This window comes from Amycolatopsis sp. CA-128772 (assembly GCF_002904295.1).
Lineage (GTDB): Bacteria > Actinomycetota > Actinomycetes > Mycobacteriales > Pseudonocardiaceae > Amycolatopsis.
This window is the reverse complement of the sequence record NZ_PPHG01000081.1, coordinates 26,828-43,688: the sequence shown is the minus strand read 5'-3', so window position 1 is coordinate 43,688 and position 16,861 is coordinate 26,828. Positions and strand designations below refer to the sequence as shown.

Here is a 16,861-nt window from a genome sequence, read left to right as displayed (position 1 = left end):
ACGCCGGAGAGGACGCCTGTGGACGAAGGCCCGTCGTTCGCCGGATGGCTGCGCGACCGGCGTGTGCTCGCCGGCCTCACCCAGGCCCAGCTCGCCGAGCGCGCGGGACTGAGCCTGCGCGCGGTCCGCAACGCCGAGCTCGGCAGCGTCCGGCGGCCCCGGCCGGAGACCGAACGGCGGCTGCGGGAGGCGCTGGCCGAAGCCCCGCCGGAGCCGGTCCGGATCGGCGTCCTGGGTCCGTTGACGGTGACGCGCGGCACCGAGCCGGTCGAGATCGGCGCCGAGAAGCAGCGCCTGCTGCTGGCCCTGCTGGCTCTGCAGCCGAACCGGACCGTCCGGCGCGAGGACCTCGTCGACGTCGTCTGGGACGAGCCGCCGTCGTCGTGCCTGGAGCTGCTCCACACCTACGTCGCCCGGCTGCGGCGGGCGCTGCGGCCGGCCGACCTCATCGCCACGGACAAGGGCGGCTACCGGCTCGCCGCCGGGGAAACCGAGCTCGATCTGCTGGAGTTCGAAGCGCTCCTCGCCCGGGACGCCCACCGCGAGGCCCTCGGGCTCTGGCGCGGCCCGGCCCTTGCCGACGTCGGACGGCTCCGCCAGCACCCCGCCCGGCTGGCGATCGCGATGCGGCGGGCCAAGGCCGTGATGGCCTACGCCGGGACCGCCGACCCCGAGGACGCGGCGGTCCAGCTGCGGGTGCTGACCGCCGAGGAGCCGTTGAACGAGTCGGCGCACGCCAGGCTGATGGTGGTGCTCGCCGCGTCCGGGCGCCAGGCCGCCGCGCTCGACGTGTACGACGAGGTCCGCCGCCGGCTCGCCGGTGAGCTGGGCATCGAACCCGGCCCCGAGCTGCGCGCGGCCCACCGCCAGGTGCTGCGGCAGGACTTCGCGGCGCCGGAGCCGCCGGCCCGGGTGCCCGCCCAGCTGCCCGCGGACGTCCCCGGCTTCCGCGGCCGCGCGGCCCAGCTGGCCGAGCTGGACACGCTGCTGCGTCGCGACGAAGGCGACACCGGCGCGCGCATCGCCGTCCTGTCCGGCACCGGCGGGGTCGGCAAGACCGCGCTCGCGGTGCACTGGGCGCAGCGGTCGCCCGCGGAGTTCCCGGACGGGCAGCTCTACCTCGACCTGCACGGCTTCGGCACGGTCCGGCCGGTCGACCCCGGCGACGCGCTGTCCGGCTTCCTGCGTGCCCTCGGCGTCGACGGCGCGGACATCCCCGCCGAACCGGAGGAGCGCGCCGCGAAGTTCCGCACCGCGCTCACCGGCCGCCGCATGCTGCTGGTACTGGACAACGCGGGTTCGGTCGGCCAGGTGCGGCCGCTGCTGCCCGGCTCGCCGTCCTGCCTGGTGCTGGTGACCAGCCGGGACGCGCTGCCCGGCCTGGTCGCCCGGCACGGCGCCCGCCGGGTGCTCGTCGACCTGCTCACCGACGCCGAAGCCCACGACCTGCTCCGGGCCCTGCTCGGCCGGCGCGTCGACGCCGAACCCGACGCCGCGGCGGCGCTGATCGGGTACTCGGCCCGGCTGCCGCTCGCCCTGCGGCTCGTCGCGGAGCTGGCGCTGAGCCGGCCGGGGGAGCGGCTGGCGGCCCTGGCGGACGAACTGGCCGACGAACGGCGGCGCCTCGACCTGCTCGACGGCGGCGGCGACCCGCTGACCGCGGTCCGCGCGGTGTTCTCGTGGTCGTACCGCCACCTCGCCCCGGACGCGGCCCGCGTGTTCCGGCTCTGCGGCCTGCACCCGGGCCGCGACCTGACCCCGCCGGCGATCGCCGCGCTCGCCGGCGTCCCGCTGCCGGAGGCGGAACGGCTGACCGGCACCCTGGTGCGCGCCCACCTCGCGCAGCAGACCGGCGAAGACCGCGTCCAGCTGCACGACCTGCTGCGCGTCTACGCCGCCGAGCTCGCGGACGGCGACCCCGCCGAAAGCCGCGAGGCGCAGGAGCGGCTGTTCGACTTCTACGTCTCCTCGGCCGCGCAGGCCATGGACGTCGTCCTGCCGCAGGAACGCCACCTGCGGCCGCGGGTGCCGGAGCCCGACGTCAAGGTGCTCGACGCGCCGGCGTGGCTGGAGGCCGAGCGCCGCAACCTGCTGGCGGTGGCCGCGCACGCGACGCGGCACGGGTGGCCGGACCACCTGCGGCTGCTGTCCGGGATCCTGTGGCACTACCTCGACGTCGGCGGCTACCACGAGGAAGCCCTGGTGCTGCACACGCACGCGTCGGCGCTGGCCCACCACGCCGGTGACCGGGCGGCCGAAGCCGAGCCGCTCATCCTGATCGCGCTGGGACATTGGCGCGTCGGCCGGTCGCGGGATGCGTTGCGGTACCTGGAAGAGGCGCTCGTCCTCGCCCGCGAGACCGGCGACCGGCGCACCGAGATCCACGCGGTGAACACGCTCGGCCTGGTCTGCCGCGCGCTGGGCCGGTTCGCCGAGGGGATCCGGTATTCGACGGAAGCCTTGGCGCTGGCCCGGGAATCCGGCGACCGCACCAGTGAGGGCCTGGTCCTGGTGGTGCTCGGCTGCACCTGCCGCGGCATCGGCCGGTACGGCGAGGCGATCGGCCACCTGGAAGAGGCGCTCGCACTGGCCCGCGACATCGCCGACCGCACCGGCGAGGGGTACGCCCTGGTCAACCTGGCCGACTCGCTGTCGGCGCTGGGCCGTCACGACGAAGCGGCCCGCGTCCTGGAGGAAGGGCTGGAGCACCTTCGCGCGATGGGCGTCCGGGTCAGCGAGGGGTACGCCCTCGGCATCCTCGGCGACATCGAGCACGCCCGCGGCCGGTACGCGGAAGCCGCCGCGCACCTCGGACGGGCGCTGGAAATCGCGCAGGAGACCGGCAGCCCGACCAACCGCAGCGTGGCGTTGAAGCACCTGGGTGACGTCCGGCTGGCGCAGGGCCGCCACGCGGACGCGGCCCAGCACCTCGAAGAGGCGTTGAGCCTGGCGCGCGAATGCGGTGACCGGGGTGTCGAATCCCGCGTGCTCAACAGTCTCGGCCACCTCGCCGCCGCGCGCGGCGCCTCCGCGGACGCGCTCCGGTACCACCGCGAAGCCTTGGCCGTGGCCAAGGCAACGGGCTGTGGTCCGGAACAGGGCCGGGCCCACTGCGGGCTCGGTGAAGTCCACTGTGGACTCGGTGACCCGGAGGCCGCGCGCGAGCACTGGGAACGCGCGCTGGCCTGTTACGCCGAGGAAGGCGTGCCCGGCGCCATCCGGGTCCGGAACCACCTGACGGCCTTGGAACGCGTCGCCGGGTAGCGGGGTTCGAGGGCGGCGAGGTCGTTTCGGACCCGTTGGAGGTCCCGGTCGACGAAGTTGGTGCTGCCCGCCGGCCGCCGCCGGATGATCACGTGGTGCTCCCCGTGGCCTTGAAGAACGCGTAGTGGAAGGTCCCGCCCGGACCGGCGGTGCGGTGCAGGTCCGCGACTCCGCGCGCCCAGCCGTCCACGGTGGCGAGGCCGCGGGCGACGGCGGTTTCGCCGACGCCTTCGACCATCGCGGTGAAGGTGTCGCGGGTGAACCCGGTGACCAGCCCCGGCTGGGAGCTGTCGGCGTAGACGGTCCGCGGTTCGACGGTGACGTCGCCGAACCCGGCGCCGGTCAGCAGCGGGTGCAGGCGACGCCCGATGAGCGCGTCGCCGCCGGCCTCGGCCTGCAGGTGGACCAGGCAGTCGATCGCCGCTTGGGCGTGCTCGCTGCGCGGGTGGAAGAACGCCGACCCGTGGTCGCCCTCGATGACCGTGATCGTGCCGCCCGGCCGCAGCAGCGTCTTCAGGTGCGCGAGCGCTTTCTCCGGCTCCGGCAGGTGTTCCAGGACGAAGCAGACGAAGACGTGGTCGTACTCGCCGTCCAGGTCGAACAGGTCGGCTCGCCGGAACTCGACGCCCCCGACCCGGGCTTTCGCCTGCCGCAGCGACGCTTCGGAGACGTCGACCGCGGTCAGGTGCGCGCCGGGACTGCGGGCGACGAGGTGGACGGTCTGGGCGCCGACGCCGCAGCCGGCCTCCAGCACGCGGCTCCCGGCGGGGTAGGCCGTCCCGGCGTGCAGGAGTCCGGCGAGGGTGTCGGCCTGGTCGCCGAGGCGGCGGGTCTCGGGTTCGGCGTACCCGTGCACGTAACTGGTGTCCATGGGACCAGCGTGCTGCGACAATGGCCCGATGGACAGAGCCAAAACTCCGCTCGCGGAGGGGTCCATAGGTTCGGACTTCCTCCAGCTCGACGTCCGTGACGCCCCGCCGGGCGGCCTCGCGGACTGGCTCGCCGGGCAGCTGCGCGCCGCGGTCGCCGACGGCCGGCTGCCGGTCGGTGGCCGGCTGCCCGCGTCCCGGGTGCTGGCCGCGGAGCTGCGCGTGTCGCGCGGCGTGGTCACCGAGGCCTACCAGCGGCTGATCGACGACGGCCACGCGGCGGGCCGCGGCCGGGCGGGCACGGTCGTCGTCGCCGCGCCCGTGCTGCCGCCGGACCCTTCGCCGGACCGGCCGGCCGCCGAGGTGATCACCGCGTGGCCCGGGGTGGAGGTCTTCGACGCGGTCCGCGCGGCCCCGGCCCGGGTCGACCTGACGCCGGGCGTCCCCGATCTGACGGCCTTCCCGCGCGGGGCCTGGCTGCGTGCCGAGCGGGCGGTGCTGGACGAGCTGGAGCCGGCCCACTTCGGCTACGGCGACCCGCGCGGCGCGCCCTCGATGCGGCTGGCGGTGTCGCGCTGGCTGGCGCGCAACCGCGGGATCCGCGTCGACCCGGGCGAGATCATCGTGGTCGCGGGGGTCGCGCAGGGGTTGACCCTGCTGGGGGAGGTGCTGCGGGCGCACGGCGTGCCGGCGGTGGCCGTCGAGGACCCGGGTTCGCTGGGGGCCCGGCAGCACCTGCACCACTGCGGCCTGGAAACCCCGCCGATCCCGGTGGACGACGACGGGGTGCGCGTCTCCGCGTTGCGGGCGCCGGCGGTGCTGCTGACGCCGGCCCACCAGTTCCCGATGGGCGTGGTCCTGGGCGGTGAGCGCCGCCGGGAGCTGATGCGCTGGGCGGCCGGCGGCGGCATCGTCGTGGAGGACGACTACGACGCGGAGCACCGGTACGACCGGGCGCCGGTGCCCGCGGTCCGGTCGATGCTGCCGGAGGTCTGCTACCTCGGTAGCGTCTCGAAACTGCTGGCCCCGGCGTTGCGCGTGGGCTGGCTGCTGGCCCCGCCGCGGTTCTTCGCCGATCTGGTGGCGGCCAAGCGGTTCGCGGACCTGGGCAACGCGGTGCTGGCGCAGCTGGTGCTGGCCCGGTTGATGGAGACGGGCGAGCTGGAGCGGCAGCTGCGCGTGGTCCGGGCCCGGCACCGCCGCCGCAGGGACGCGATGATCCGCTCCCTGTCCGAGTCGTTGCCGTCGGCGGTGGTCCACGGCGCGGCGGCCGGGCTCCACCTGACGGTGACGTTCGACGAAGACGTGGACGACGTCGCGGTGGCGGCGGCCGCGCTGGCGGAGGGGGTGAAGGTCCAGCCGCTGTCGTGGCACCGGCAGCAGCCGGGGCGGCCGGGGCTGGTGCTGGGGTATGCGGCCCGGACGGCGACGGAGATCGCCGAGGGTATCGCGGTGCTGGGGCGGCTGGTTACTTCTTGAGGCCGCCGGTTGGGCCACTTCCCGCTCGACTCGTTCGAAGATCTCCGTGTCCGTCTGCTGCTGCCAATGCGCCGTCCGTTGCCTGGATGAAGGCTGCTACCTGGTCGTAAACGGCGGCGGCCCTTCGGCGTGCCCAGTCGGGCGTCTCATCCCACGGCGCGATGTAGCCGGGCTTGGGCTCGCCGGGATAGTGCTTCGTGACGGCCGCGATCCAAGCTTCGCGAAAGATGGGGGGACGCCGGAGCGGAGGTCCTCGCCCAGTGGCCCGGCTGGTAAAGACTCCACAAAGGACAGTCAAGCGACTGTGATCATGCTCTCCCATGCGTTCCGCCGGGTTGGTTGCCATACGCAAGCAAGTTGCTTAGCCTAGCTAAGGGACTTTGCGAGCAGAGAGGTTGCACAGTGGCGCAACGCCGGACGTATTCGATCGCGGAACTGGGGCCGCGGTACAAGTGGATCGCGCTGTCCAACACGACGCTGGGCATGCTGATCGCCACGATCAACTCCTCGATCGTGCTGATCGCGCTGCCCGACATCTTCAAGGGCATCGGCATCAACCCCCTGGAACCGGCCAACACGAGCTACCTGCTGTGGATGATCATGGGGTTCCTGGTGGTCACCGCGGTGCTGGTGGTGAGCTTCGGCAGGCTCGGCGACATGTACGGCCGCGCGAGGATGTACAACCTCGGCTTCGCCGTCTTCACCGTTTCTTCCATCATGCTGGCCGTCACCTGGTTCGACGGGGACGCCGCCGCGTTGTGGCTGATCGGCTGGCGGATCGTGCAGGGCGTCGGCGGGGCCTTCCTGATGGCGAACTCCTCGGCGATCCTCACCGACGCGTTCCCGGCCAACCAGCGCGGCCTCGCGCTCGGCATGAACGGCGTCGCGGCCATCGCCGGCTCGTTCCTCGGCCTGGTCGTCGGCGGCGTGCTGGCGCCGATCGACTGGAACCTGATCTTCCTGGTCTCGGTGCCGTTCGGCGTGATCGGCACGGTCTGGGCGTACCTCAAGCTGCACGACACCGGCGTCCGCAAGCACGCGCGGATGGACTGGTGGGGCAACATCACCTTCGCGGTCGGCCTGATCGCGGTGCTGGTCGGGATCACCTACGGCATCCAGCCCTACGGCTCGTCGCCGACCGGCTGGGGCAGCCCGTTCGTGCTGAGCTGCCTGATCGGCGGCGCCGCGGTGCTGGTCGCCTTCGTGATCATCGAAACGAAGGTCGACAACCCGCTGTTCCGCCTGTCGCTGTTCCGGATCCGGTCGTTCACCTGGGGCAACGTCGCGAACCTGACGGCGTCGCTCGGCCGCGGCGGGCTGCAGTTCATCCTGATCATCTGGCTGCAGGGCATCTGGCTGCCGCAGCACGGCTACACGTTCGAGCAGACGCCGCTGTGGGCGGGCATCTACATGCTGCCGATGACCGTCGGCTTCCTGCTGGCCGCGCCGACGTCGGGCATCCTCGCCGACCGGATCGGCAGCCGCCTGCTCGCTTCGAGCGGCCTGTTCATCACGGCCGTCACGTTCCTGCTGCTGATCATCCTGCCGGTGAACTTCGACTACTGGGCGTTCGCGGCGATCCTGCTGGTCAACGGCATCGGCATGGGCATGTTCTCCTCGCCCAACCGCGCCGAGGTGATGAACAGCCTGCCGGCGGACGCACGCGGCTCCGGCGCGGGCATGATGACGACGTTCCAGAACGCGGCGATGGTCCTGTCGATCGGTTTCTTCTTCAGCCTGATCATCTCCGGCCTGTCGAGCAGCCTCCCGTCGACGATGCACGACGGCCTGGTCGCGCACGGCGTCCCCGAGGCGGCGGCGGGCCAGGTGGCGAACCTGCCGGCGGTGGCGGTGCTGTTCGCGGCGTTCCTGGGCTACAACCCGATCCAGCAGCTGCTGGGCGGCCAGCTGTCGGCCCTGCCGCCGGACCAGGCGTCGTTCCTGACCGGCCGCAGCTTCTTCCCGAACCTGATTTCGGGCCCGTTCCAGTCGGGCCTGGCGGTGGCGTTCGGCTTCGCGATCGCCGTCTGCCTGGTCGGCGCGGTGGCGTCGCTGCTGACGAAGGACTCCCGCCCGGAGCGGACCGAGTCGGCCGGTGCGGAGCTGGCCGCGGTGGCCGGGGAGGCGGGCAGCGGGCCCAGCGAACTGGTGTCGCCGTCGAGCGAACGCTGAGGGGTAGCTTCGGAAGCCGGGTGCCGTCGGGGCACCCGGCTTTTCCGTGTGGGGGAACGGGTGGAGCGGAATCGGCTGGCCGAGCTGCTGGCGGGACGCGACGGTGTGTTCGCGCTCGCCCGCGCGGCGCTGGGCTCCGGGGCCGCGCTCATCGGCGGTGACCGGCCGGGGTCCGCCGAATCGTTCCGGCGGACCTTCCGCCGCCGCGAGCGGCACACGCACCGGACGGGCCAGGCGTCGGCGGGGTTCGCCGACGCCGTCGCCGACCTCGAAGCCTGCCCGGAACGCGAGCTGTGCCTGGTCTTCGTCGACGACCGCCCGGCCGGCGGCTACTGGTTCTCGGTGTTCCTGACCCCGGACCTGAGCCGCGTGGTCGCCTGCTTCGGCGTCGGTAAACCCTAGACCGTGGCGAGCGCGGGCTCGGTCACCTCGGGCGACGGCGTGATCTTCTTCGCCCGGCGGCGGGCGATGATCCGGCGGCCGACGTCGATCATCGGGACCTCGACCCAGCGGTACAGCAGGTCCGCCGCCAGCAGGCCGGCGATCGTCACCGCGACCGCGGTCAGCGTCCGGTGCGGCGCGAACTGCGGGATCGCCCCCGCCAGCGCCAGCGCGACGACGCCCTGCATGAGGTAGAGCGAGTACGACCGCTCGCCGACGAACCGCATCGGCCGCCGCGAGAGGATCCAGGCCAGCGGCCCGCGGCCGGCGACCAGCGACGGCACGAGCAGGGCCGCCAGGAGGATGTACCCGGTGCCGGTGATCGAGCCGCCGTCGTCGTGCAGGAAGGCGGCGATCTCGCCGAACTGGGTCTGCACCGCGATCAGCGCGGCGGCGACCACGAGCCCGGTGCCGGGGTGGGTGAACGCCCGCAGCGCGGCGAAGCCCTTGCGGTGGTGCAGCACGATCGCCAGCGTGCAGCCGATGAGGATCGGCGAGTACGCGCCCGCGTAGGGCATGAAGGGAATCAGGGCGAGCATGATCGCGACGAGGCCGACGGCCAGGCTCAGGCGCTTGACGAAGCCGAGCGCGCCGAAGCCGAACGCGAGCAGCGGCCACACGAGGTAGAACTTCTGCTCGACGCCGAGCGTCCACGCCTGGCCGAACAGCGCCATCTGGTGGTACTCGCCGACGAAGGCGACGTTCCACGGCAGCGCGGACACGATGCCGCTGTGCCGCAGGCCCAGGCCGCGGAAGTAGGCGAAGACGACGACCACGCCGATGACGACGTAGTAGACAGGCAGGATGCGGAACGCCCGGCGGATGTAGAACTCCGCCAGGGAGACGCGACCGGAGCGGTCCTCTTCGCGCAACGCGAGCGTCGTGATGAGGTAGCCGGAGAGCACGAAGAACAGGTGCACGCCGATCCAGCCGTTGGCTCGCTCCCAGTTGGGCCCGCCGTAGTGGAAGACCACCACCAGCACGGCGGCGACGGCGCGGACGCCGTCGAGGGCCGGGAATCTTCGGGTCGCCAGGTACTCGTCGTGCGTCATCATCGCGTGATCCCCCCACGAAGCTCAGCTGAGAACCGGCCCACTGTAATCGGGCGTTCCCGGCTTTACCTCGCGGGGGTGACGTTCGGGGCGAGGGTGACGGACCGGGCTACCTGCGCCAGGCGGTGCGGCACCTTCTCGGAGGGCGCAGCGGGAGTGCGCCGGGTGGGCAATGTGTCGCTGGGCAAAGCGCCTGGTCGCTTACGGTCGCCCTCAAGGATTACTGCGGGGCCGGGATTCGGCGGCTACCGCAACACTGGGATGCTCGCCACCGATGAAGAAACCAAGGATTTCGCCCGATCGAATTGACCGGAGGTACGGTGACACTGCTGGCGAGAGCCTTGACGACTGGGTGGTCGAGGTGTCAGCGCTGTCGCAACACTTCGTAAGCGGCTTCGAAGATCGGTTCGGTTATCCGCCGGACGAAAACGGCGTCAAGCCCGCAACGGTCGAGGTCGACGGCCTGCGTGTCAAGATGAGAGACGCTGGGTTCCCCCAGGAGCTGACCGATTTCTTCACCTCGGTCGAAGAGGTCTCACTTCCTGACGTGAACAACGGTTACTTCGTACACGGTCCCGAATTGGTTCTTGCCGGCGTCGGAGGCGAGCAACCGACGCAGGTCACAGGCACGGTTGTGGACGACATCGTGGTGTTCGGTTCGGATGGTGTGGCGCGTTGTTCGCGCTGAGCAGGAGCGGTCGAGGGGTCTACCGGATGACCGGAGGGTCGTTCACAGCGCGCGAGGCGGCATACGACGGCGGGGACGTCAAGGTGGTCGCCCCGGATCTGCAGCAGTTCCTGCATTACCTGCGTGACGAGCTGCGTTCTGCGATGGCCGGCTGACCCACCCACCGAAGAGGGCTCATCCGGATCTCGACCCCCGCGGAAGCGAGCCCGGATCGGCTGAGTGCCTGGATGCGGGCCTACCGGCCGAGGGGTGGCGCTCCGGATGTCACGCGCTTCGCTGGCGCCTCCTCCAGCGGCCCGTCAGGAGCAGCCCCGGCGCGGTCAAGACGACGGGCGGCAGGCGCACCATCGGCCGAGTCGCGGCCGGCGCGGAAAGGACCGCGACGCCCCAGCGCAGCCTGACGCCGGGGACGTCGGCGAAAACCGGCTACTTGCGCCAGGCGGTGCGCTGCTTCCGGATGTCGAGCACCAGCAGCAGGATCAGGAACAGCGAGAGGCCGACCAGCCAGACGTTCTCGGTGTTGTTCTCGTGGTTGCCCTTGATCATCACCAGCAGGATGATCGCGCTGACCCAGCCGGCGATGCGGGTGGCCTTCGGGAACGAGCCGTGCCAGCCCCAGGCCGCGGACGGCTCGTCGCGCGGGTCGACCTCGGGCCGCCTCTTCTCGACCGCCTTGCCTGCCACGATGAACTCCTCAAACCCCGTGAACCTCGGACCCGCCGATGATCCCACACCTCCGGGTGCGCCGCGGAGACGGCCCGCGCGACAATGACCGGCGATGACTACCTCGCGAAGCGTTCTCGTGCTCGGCTCGACCGGGTCCATCGGCGTGCAGGCCCTCGACGTCGCCGCGCGCAACCCGCACCTGTTCCGGGTGGCCGGGATCGCCGCGGGGGGTGCCGATCCGGCCGCGCTCGCCGCGCAGGCGATCGCCCACGGCGTCGAGGCCGTCGCCGTGACCAAGGCCACGGCCGCCGAAGACGTCCAGCTCGCGCTGTACGCCGAGGCGCAGAAGCGCGGGTACGCGCAGGGCGAGTTCAAGATCCCGAGGCTCTTCGCGGGCTCCGACGCCGTCACCGAGCTCATCGACGCCGTCCCCGTCGACACCGTCCTCAACGCCCTGCCGGGCTCCCGCGGCCTCGAGCCCACGCTCAAAGCGCTCGCCACCGGCGCCACGCTCGCCCTGGCCAACAAGGAGTCCCTCATCGCCGGCGGGCCGCTGGTGCTCGCCGCGGCCAAGCCCGGGCAGCTCGTGCCGGTCGACTCCGAGCACTCCGCCATCGCGCAGGCGCTGCGGGCCGGCCGGGAAAACGAGGTCGCGCGGCTCGTCCTGACCGCCTCCGGGGGCCCGTTCCGCGGCCGCAAGCGCGCCGAGCTGGCCGGCGTCACCGTCGAACAGGCGATGGCGCACCCGACCTGGTCCATGGGCCCGCTGATCACGATCAACTCCGCCACCCTGGTCAACAAGGGTCTGGAGCTGATCGAGGCGGCCCTGCTGTTCGGCATCGCGCCGGAGAAGATCGACGTCACCGTGCACCCGCAGTCGATCGTGCACTCGATGGTGACCTTCACCGACGGTTCGACGATCGCCCAGGCCAGCCCGCCCGACATGCGGCTGCCGATCGCGCTCGCCCTGCACTGGCCGGACCGCGTCCCCGGTGCCGCCCCGGCGTGCACCTGGGACAAGGCCGCGACCTGGACGTTCGAGCCGCTGGACGACGACGCCTTCCCGGCCGTCGAGCTGGCCCGGCACTGCGGCACCGCGGGCGGCTGCCTGCCCGCCGTCTACAACGCCGCGAACGAGGAGCTCGTGTCCGCCTTCCTCGCGCAGAACACCAGCTTCACGTCGATAGTGGACACTGTGTCCGAGGTGGTGGGAGCCGCCGACGAATGGCGTCGCGAGCCACGCGACGTCGAGGACGTACTCGCGGCCGAGCGCTGGGCTCGTGCGCGGGCCGGTTCGATCATCGAGGGGAAGTAGCGGGTGCTCGCCTACATCATCGGTGTGGTGCTCTTCGCGCTGGGGATCTGCGTCTCGGTCGCACTGCACGAGGCCGGTCACATGGTCACCGCGAAGGCCTTCGGCATGAAGGTCCGCCGGTACTTCGTGGGCTTCGGGCCGACGGTGTTCTCGTGGCGGCGCGGGGAGACCGAATACGGCCTGAAGTGGATCCCGCTCGGCGGGTTCTGCGACATCGCCGGCATGACCGCGCTCGACGAGGTCACCCCGGACGAGGCGCCGCGCGCGATGTGGCGGTTCAAGACCTGGAAGCGCACCGTCGTGATGTCGGCCGGGTCGATCACCCACTTCATCCTCGGTTTCGTGGTGCTCTACCTGATGGCCGTGACGATGGGCCTGCCGAGCCTGGCGGCCGCCGAGCCGGTCCAGCCGGTGCTGGAGTCGACCTCCTGCGCGGTCTCGACCACGTCGAAGGCGCAGGCCGAAGCCCAGGCCAAGAACCCGGCCTGCCCGCCCGGCGCGCTCACCCCGGCGAAGTCGGCCGGCCTGCTGCCCGGCGACAAGGTGCTCACGGTCGGCGGCAAGCCGGTCGCGACCTGGGAGGAAATGCTCACCGCCGTGCAGGCCACCAGCGGCCCGACGGCGTTCGAGGTGCAGCGCGGCACCGAGCGGCTCCGGCTCACCGTCGACGTGCCGAAGGTGCAGCGCTGGAACGGCTCCACGGTCAAGGAGGTCGGCATGATCGGCGCCTCGCCAAAGCTGCCGCCGCTGACCACGCAGTACGGCCCGGTCGCCGCGGTCGGGGCCACGTTCAGCTTCACCGGCACGATGTTCGCCCAGACGGCACAGCGGCTCGTCGAGTTCCCCCAGCGCATCCCGGCGGTGGTCACCGCGATCTTCGGCGGCGAACGCGACCCGAACACCCCGGTCAGCGTCGTCGGCGCGAGCCGGATCGGCGGCGAGGCCGTCGAGCAGGGCATCTGGGTGCTGTTCTTCTTCCTGCTGGCCAGCCTCAACTTCTTCATCGGCGTGTTCAACCTGCTGCCCCTGCTGCCGCTGGACGGCGGTCACATCGCGGTGGTCTGGTACGAGCGCGTCCGCGACTGGATCCGCGGCCTGCGGGGCAAGGCGGCCGGAGGTCCCGTCGACTACACGAGGCTGTCGGGGATCACGATGGTGCTGGTGCTGATCGGCGGCGCAGTGACGCTACTCACGGTGACGGCCGACATTGTCAACCCCATCCGGCTCACGCAGTAACCCACGGAGGAGTGGCGGCCCGCCGCGGGTCGCTCACTCTCGCCGTAATGTTGCTCACCGTGACGGTTGACATGGTGAAGCCCGCCCAGTAGGGGTAGGTACGCTGGAAACCGTGACCGTCGCACTCGGTATGCCCGCCCTGCCCCCGCCCGTTCTCTCCGAACGCCGCAAGACCCGCCAGCTGCACGTGGGTGCGGTCGGCGTCGGCAGCGACTTCCCGATCTCCGTCCAGTCGATGACGACGACGCTCACCTCCGACGTCAACGCGACCCTGCAGCAGATCGCCGAGCTCACCGCCGCGGGCTGCGACATCGTCCGCGTCGCCTGCCCCTCGGCCGATGACGCCGAAGCCCTGCCTGCGATCGCGCGCAAGTCGCAGATCCCGGTCATCGCCGACATCCACTTCCAGCCCAAGTACGTCTTCGCCGCCATCGAGGCCGGCTGCGCCGCGGTGCGCGTCAACCCGGGCAACATCCGCAAGTTCGACGACCAGGTCAAGGAAATCGCCCAGGCCGCCAAGGACCACGGCACCCCGATCCGGATCGGCGTCAACGCCGGCTCGCTCGACAAGCGGATCATGGACAAGTACGGCAAGGCCACCCCCGAAGCGCTGGCGGAGTCCGCGCTGTGGGAGGCGTCGCTGTTCGCCGAGCACGACTTCCACGACATCAAGATCTCGGTCAAGCACAACGACCCGGTCGTCATGGTCCGCGCCTACGAAATCCTCGCCGCGCAGTGCGACTACCCGCTGCACCTGGGCGTCACCGAGGCCGGGCCGGCGTTCCAGGGCACCATCAAGTCGGCCGTCGCGTTCGGCGCGCTGCTGCGCCAGGGCATCGGCGACACCATCCGCGTGTCGCTGTCCGCGCCGCCGGTCGAAGAGGTCAAGGTCGGCACCCAGATCCTGCAGTCGCTGAACCTGCGCCCGCGCAAGCTGGAGATCGTGTCCTGCCCCTCGTGCGGACGCGCGCAGGTGGACGTCTACACCCTCGCCGAGCAGGTCACCGCCGGGCTGGAGGGCATGGAGATCCCGCTGCGCGTGGCGGTCATGGGCTGCGTCGTCAACGGCCCCGGTGAGGCCCGCGAGGCCGACCTGGGTGTGGCGTCGGGCAACGGCAAGGGCCAGATCTTCGTCAAGGGCGAGGTCATCAAGACCGTCCCCGAGCACGCGATCGTCGAAACGCTCATCGAGGAGGCCATGCGCATCGCCGAAGAGGCGGGCGAGTCCCTCGGCGAGGGCGCGCCGGTCGTGACCGCCGGCTGACCTGCTCCCGGACGACGCCCTCGAGGCGTCGTCCGTGGTGGCCAACCGGGCGATGAGCCGCGAGCGCCGGCTGGCCGGTCGCGACGGTTATGCGCGCGTCCTCGGCTTCGACGTCCTGGGCCTGCCGCCGCGTGCGCGCTGGCTCGATCTCTGCTGCGGCAGCGGACGGGCGCTGCTCGACGCGGCCGGGGCCCGGCCGGACCTCGACATCACCGGCGTCGACCTGGCCGGGTACTTCGCGGCGCCCGGGCCCGTGCGGCTCGTCACGGCGTCGATCACGACGTGGGAGCCTGCCGGCCGGTTCGGCCTCGTGACCTGCGTGCACGGCCTTCACTACGTCGGCGACAAGCTGGGCGCGCTGCTGCGGGCGGCGTCCTGGCTGGGCGACGACGGCGTGTTCGTGGCGAACTTCGACATCGCGGGCGTCCAGGCGCCGGGCGGGCCGCGCCGGGTGCTGTGCGAAGCGGGCTTCACGTACGACGCGCGAGCGCACCGATCCGGCGTGACGGGCCCTTCGCGGGCACACTGCCGTTCCGCTACCTCGGCGCGGACGACCGGGCCAGCCGGCCGTCCGCTCGCACTATTCAGCCCTGTAGGTGGTGCTGGGCGGCGTCGCGGATCTGCAGGCGGACGTTCTCGAGCGCGGCCGCGACCTCGTCGATCTGCTGCGACGCGAGCTGGATGGCGCCCTGGATCGCGGTCGCGGTGGACGTCTCCCCGAGCAGGCCGAGCACCTGGGCCTGCAGGTCTTCGAGATCGCTCTTCGTGGCGAGCGCGATGCCGGTCGGCACCTGGTCGGCGAGCAGCTCCAGCTGCTGCGCCTGCTCCTGGATCGTCATTCGGGGTTCCTTCCGCGGTGGGGACGCACCCTCCGTGTTAGCAGACCCGAGGAATGTCGGTGGTGACGATTACAGTGGCATTCATGACCGTGACCTGGGCTGTTCGCGAGCCGCACCCCGTGGTGCGGCCCCTGGTCACGCGCTATGTCGGGTACGCGCAGGACGACGTGACGCTGGCCGTCCACCGCGGCCTGCCGTCCCGGCATGTGACGCTCGTCATCAGCCTCGCCGGGCCTGTGCGGATGGCCGGGCGGAGCCTGCAGGCGCTGGTCGGCGGCCTGCACATGCGCGCGGTGCTGATCCGGCAGGACCGCATCCAGGAGGGGCTGCAGCTGGAGCTCGACCCGCTGGGCGTCCGGACGCTGTTCGGCGTCACGGCGGCGGAGCTGAGCGGTGAGGTGGCCGGCCTCGCCGACTTCGGCCTCGGCTCGCTGCCGGAGCGGCTGCGCTCGCTGCCGACGTGGGCCGAACGGTTCGCGCTGCTCGACGCCGTCCTGGCCGCCCGGGCCGTCGACCCGGTGGCCCCGCCGGCCGAGCTGGGGGAGGCGTGGCGCCGGCTGCGCGGCGCGGACGGGCGGGTGCGCGTCGCCGACCTGGCGGACGAGGTGGGCTGGAGCCGGCGGCACCTGGGCGAGCGGTTCCGCACGGAGTTCGGGCTGCCGCCGAAGCAGGTGGCGCGGGTGCTGCGGTTCGAGCGCGCCGGGCGGCAGCTGCGCCGGGGGCACACGGACCTGGCGGCGCTGGCGGTCGAGTGCGGCTTCTACGACCAGGCGCACCTGACGAACGAGTGGCGCGCGCTGGCGGGCTGCACGCCGGGCACGTGGATCGCGGAGGAGCTCCCGTTCCTCCAAGACCAGGAGGTGGAGGTGGCGCGAAGCTGACAGCATGACACCTGAACCGAACGTGTGGCCCGCCCTGCGCTACGACGACGCCCCGGCGGCGATCCGCTTCCTCGTCGACGTCCTCGGCTTCACCGAAGCGCTGGTCGTGCCCGAGGGCGACCTGGTGGCCCACGCCGAGCTGCGCTGGCCCGAGGGCGGCGCGGTGATGCTGGGCAGCGTCCGCCCGCCGGACGGCGTCCACGACGCGATGAAGCCGGGCACGGCGGCGGTGTACGTGGTGTCGGACCACGTGGACGACGTCTACGGGCGCGTGCAGGCGGCCGGAGCGGAGATCACGGCCGAGCTGACGGACACCGAGTACGGCTCGCACACGTTCAGCCTCCGCGACCCGGAGGGCAACGCGTGGACGGTCGGCACCTACCGGGGTGCCGCCTGACCAGGGCGCGCCCGGCTGGTGACCGCCCGCGGCGGCCTACTGCACGGGCCGCTCGAAGGTCACCAGCAGGCCGTCGACCCCGCCGGGGCCGACGCGGCCCTTCACCTCCGTGGCCGTGATCGCCTTCAGCTGCCACCCGTCCTCGGCGTGGTCGTTGAGCAGCTTCTCGAGCTTCCCACCCGACATCTTGCCGCCGAGCAGCTTCTCGCGGACCTCGACGACCTTGTACGTGTACCGCTGCATGCCTCCATCCTGCCCCGAACCGGCGAAAGCCGCGAAAGCCCCGACCTGGGCCCTT

The 16,861-nt window shown here is 72.1% G+C and carries 16 protein-coding genes and 1 pseudogene; 12 read left to right on the top strand and 5 right to left on the bottom strand.

The window, feature by feature from the left end; genetic code table 11:
• Window positions 1–18 precede the first annotated feature (18 nt).
• Window positions 19–3,264 carry a tetratricopeptide repeat protein gene (locus tag C2L59_RS34205; RefSeq protein WP_103353690.1) on the top strand — a complete coding sequence of 1,082 codons (3,246 nt, stop codon included), beginning with the start codon at window positions 19–21 and terminating at the stop codon, window positions 3,262–3,264.
• A gap of 88 nt (window positions 3,265–3,352) precedes the next feature.
• Here C2L59_RS34205 and C2L59_RS34200 read toward each other — a convergent pair whose 3' ends face one another.
• A complete protein-coding gene (locus tag C2L59_RS34200; RefSeq protein WP_103353689.1) occupies window positions 3,353–4,135 on the bottom strand; it encodes a methyltransferase in 783 nt (260 codons plus the stop codon).
• A 28-nt stretch (window positions 4,136–4,163) separates the two neighbouring features.
• On the opposite strand from C2L59_RS34200, the gene C2L59_RS34195 reads away from it, so the two are divergent.
• The 3 genes from C2L59_RS34195 (at window position 4,164) to C2L59_RS34180 (ending at window position 8,186) form a co-directional block, all read left to right on the top strand.
• Window positions 4,164–5,612, top strand: a complete 1,449-nt coding sequence (locus tag C2L59_RS34195) for a PLP-dependent aminotransferase family protein (protein ID WP_103353688.1) — start codon at window positions 4,164–4,166, stop codon at window positions 5,610–5,612.
• Between the two features lie 402 nt (window positions 5,613–6,014).
• Window positions 6,015–7,784: an MFS transporter gene (locus tag C2L59_RS34185; RefSeq protein WP_103353687.1), complete on the top strand. Its 1,770-nt coding sequence runs from the start codon at window positions 6,015–6,017 to the stop codon at window positions 7,782–7,784.
• A 60-nt stretch (window positions 7,785–7,844) separates the two neighbouring features.
• On the top strand, window positions 7,845–8,186 hold the full coding sequence (locus C2L59_RS34180; protein WP_103353686.1) for a hypothetical protein: 342 nt from the start codon (window positions 7,845–7,847) through the stop codon (window positions 8,184–8,186).
• On the opposite strand, the gene C2L59_RS34175 is transcribed toward C2L59_RS34180, so the two are convergent.
• Window positions 8,183–9,280, bottom strand: a complete 1,098-nt coding sequence (locus C2L59_RS34175; protein WP_103353685.1) for an acyltransferase — start codon at window positions 9,278–9,280, stop codon at window positions 8,183–8,185. The two genes, C2L59_RS34180 and C2L59_RS34175, sit on opposite strands and share 4 nt — an antisense overlap.
• Window positions 9,281–9,551: 271 nt before the next feature.
• Here C2L59_RS34175 and C2L59_RS34170 point away from each other — a divergent pair, with 271 nt between their 5' ends.
• Together C2L59_RS34170 and C2L59_RS49945 are read left to right on the top strand one after the other, a co-directional pair.
• Window positions 9,552–9,965 carry a hypothetical protein gene (locus C2L59_RS34170; RefSeq protein ID WP_146060474.1) on the top strand — a complete coding sequence of 138 codons (414 nt, stop codon included), beginning with the start codon at window positions 9,552–9,554 and terminating at the stop codon, window positions 9,963–9,965.
• A 26-nt stretch (window positions 9,966–9,991) separates the two neighbouring features.
• Complete coding sequence (locus C2L59_RS49945; RefSeq protein WP_255410327.1) at window positions 9,992–10,120, top strand: hypothetical protein; 129 nt, start codon at window positions 9,992–9,994, stop codon at window positions 10,118–10,120.
• Between the two features lie 271 nt (window positions 10,121–10,391).
• Here the strand turns inward: C2L59_RS49945 and C2L59_RS34165 are convergent, their stop codons facing one another.
• A complete protein-coding gene (locus tag C2L59_RS34165) occupies window positions 10,392–10,649 on the bottom strand; it encodes a DUF2631 domain-containing protein (protein ID WP_003057577.1) in 258 nt (85 codons plus the stop codon).
• Window positions 10,650–10,743: 94 nt separating this feature from the next.
• Between C2L59_RS34165 and dxr the strand changes: the two genes are divergently transcribed.
• From dxr to C2L59_RS49420, 4 genes and pseudogenes are all read left to right on the top strand, one after another.
• Entirely contained in the window at window positions 10,744–11,946 is a 1,203-nt protein-coding gene (gene dxr, locus C2L59_RS34160; protein ID WP_103353683.1) for a 1-deoxy-D-xylulose-5-phosphate reductoisomerase, read from the top strand.
• A 3-nt stretch (window positions 11,947–11,949) separates the two neighbouring features.
• Window positions 11,950–13,182: an RIP metalloprotease gene (locus C2L59_RS34155; RefSeq protein WP_103353682.1), complete on the top strand. Its 1,233-nt coding sequence runs from the start codon at window positions 11,950–11,952 to the stop codon at window positions 13,180–13,182.
• Window positions 13,183–13,312: 130 nt separating this feature from the next.
• A complete protein-coding gene (gene ispG, locus C2L59_RS34150; RefSeq protein ID WP_103353681.1) occupies window positions 13,313–14,446 on the top strand; it encodes a flavodoxin-dependent (E)-4-hydroxy-3-methylbut-2-enyl-diphosphate synthase in 1,134 nt (377 codons plus the stop codon).
• 52 nt (window positions 14,447–14,498) lie between these two features.
• A pseudogene (locus C2L59_RS49420) lies at window positions 14,499–14,789 on the top strand (trans-aconitate 2-methyltransferase); the annotation flags it as partial.
• A 241-nt stretch (window positions 14,790–15,030) separates the two neighbouring features.
• On the opposite strand, the gene C2L59_RS34140 reads toward C2L59_RS49420, so the two are convergent.
• Window positions 15,031–15,285 carry a hypothetical protein gene (locus tag C2L59_RS34140; protein WP_003057586.1) on the bottom strand — a complete coding sequence of 85 codons (255 nt, stop codon included), beginning with the start codon at window positions 15,283–15,285 and terminating at the stop codon, window positions 15,031–15,033.
• 83 nt (window positions 15,286–15,368) lie between these two features.
• On the opposite strand from C2L59_RS34140, the gene C2L59_RS34135 reads away from it, so the two are divergent.
• Window positions 15,369–16,166 (top strand): AraC family transcriptional regulator, encoded by a 798-nt coding sequence (locus C2L59_RS34135; protein WP_199199389.1) that lies wholly within the window; start codon window positions 15,369–15,371, stop codon window positions 16,164–16,166.
• A gap of 4 nt (window positions 16,167–16,170) precedes the next feature.
• Window positions 16,171–16,563 carry a VOC family protein gene (locus tag C2L59_RS34130; RefSeq protein ID WP_103353679.1) on the top strand — a complete coding sequence of 131 codons (393 nt, stop codon included), beginning with the start codon at window positions 16,171–16,173 and terminating at the stop codon, window positions 16,561–16,563.
• Between the two features lie 36 nt (window positions 16,564–16,599).
• On the opposite strand, the gene C2L59_RS34125 is transcribed toward C2L59_RS34130, so the two are convergent.
• The gene (locus C2L59_RS34125) at window positions 16,600–16,806 is read right to left on the bottom strand and encodes a DUF4177 domain-containing protein (protein WP_103353678.1); all 207 of its coding nucleotides are present in this window, start codon (window positions 16,804–16,806) and stop codon (window positions 16,600–16,602) included.
• Window positions 16,807–16,861 lie beyond the last annotated feature (55 nt).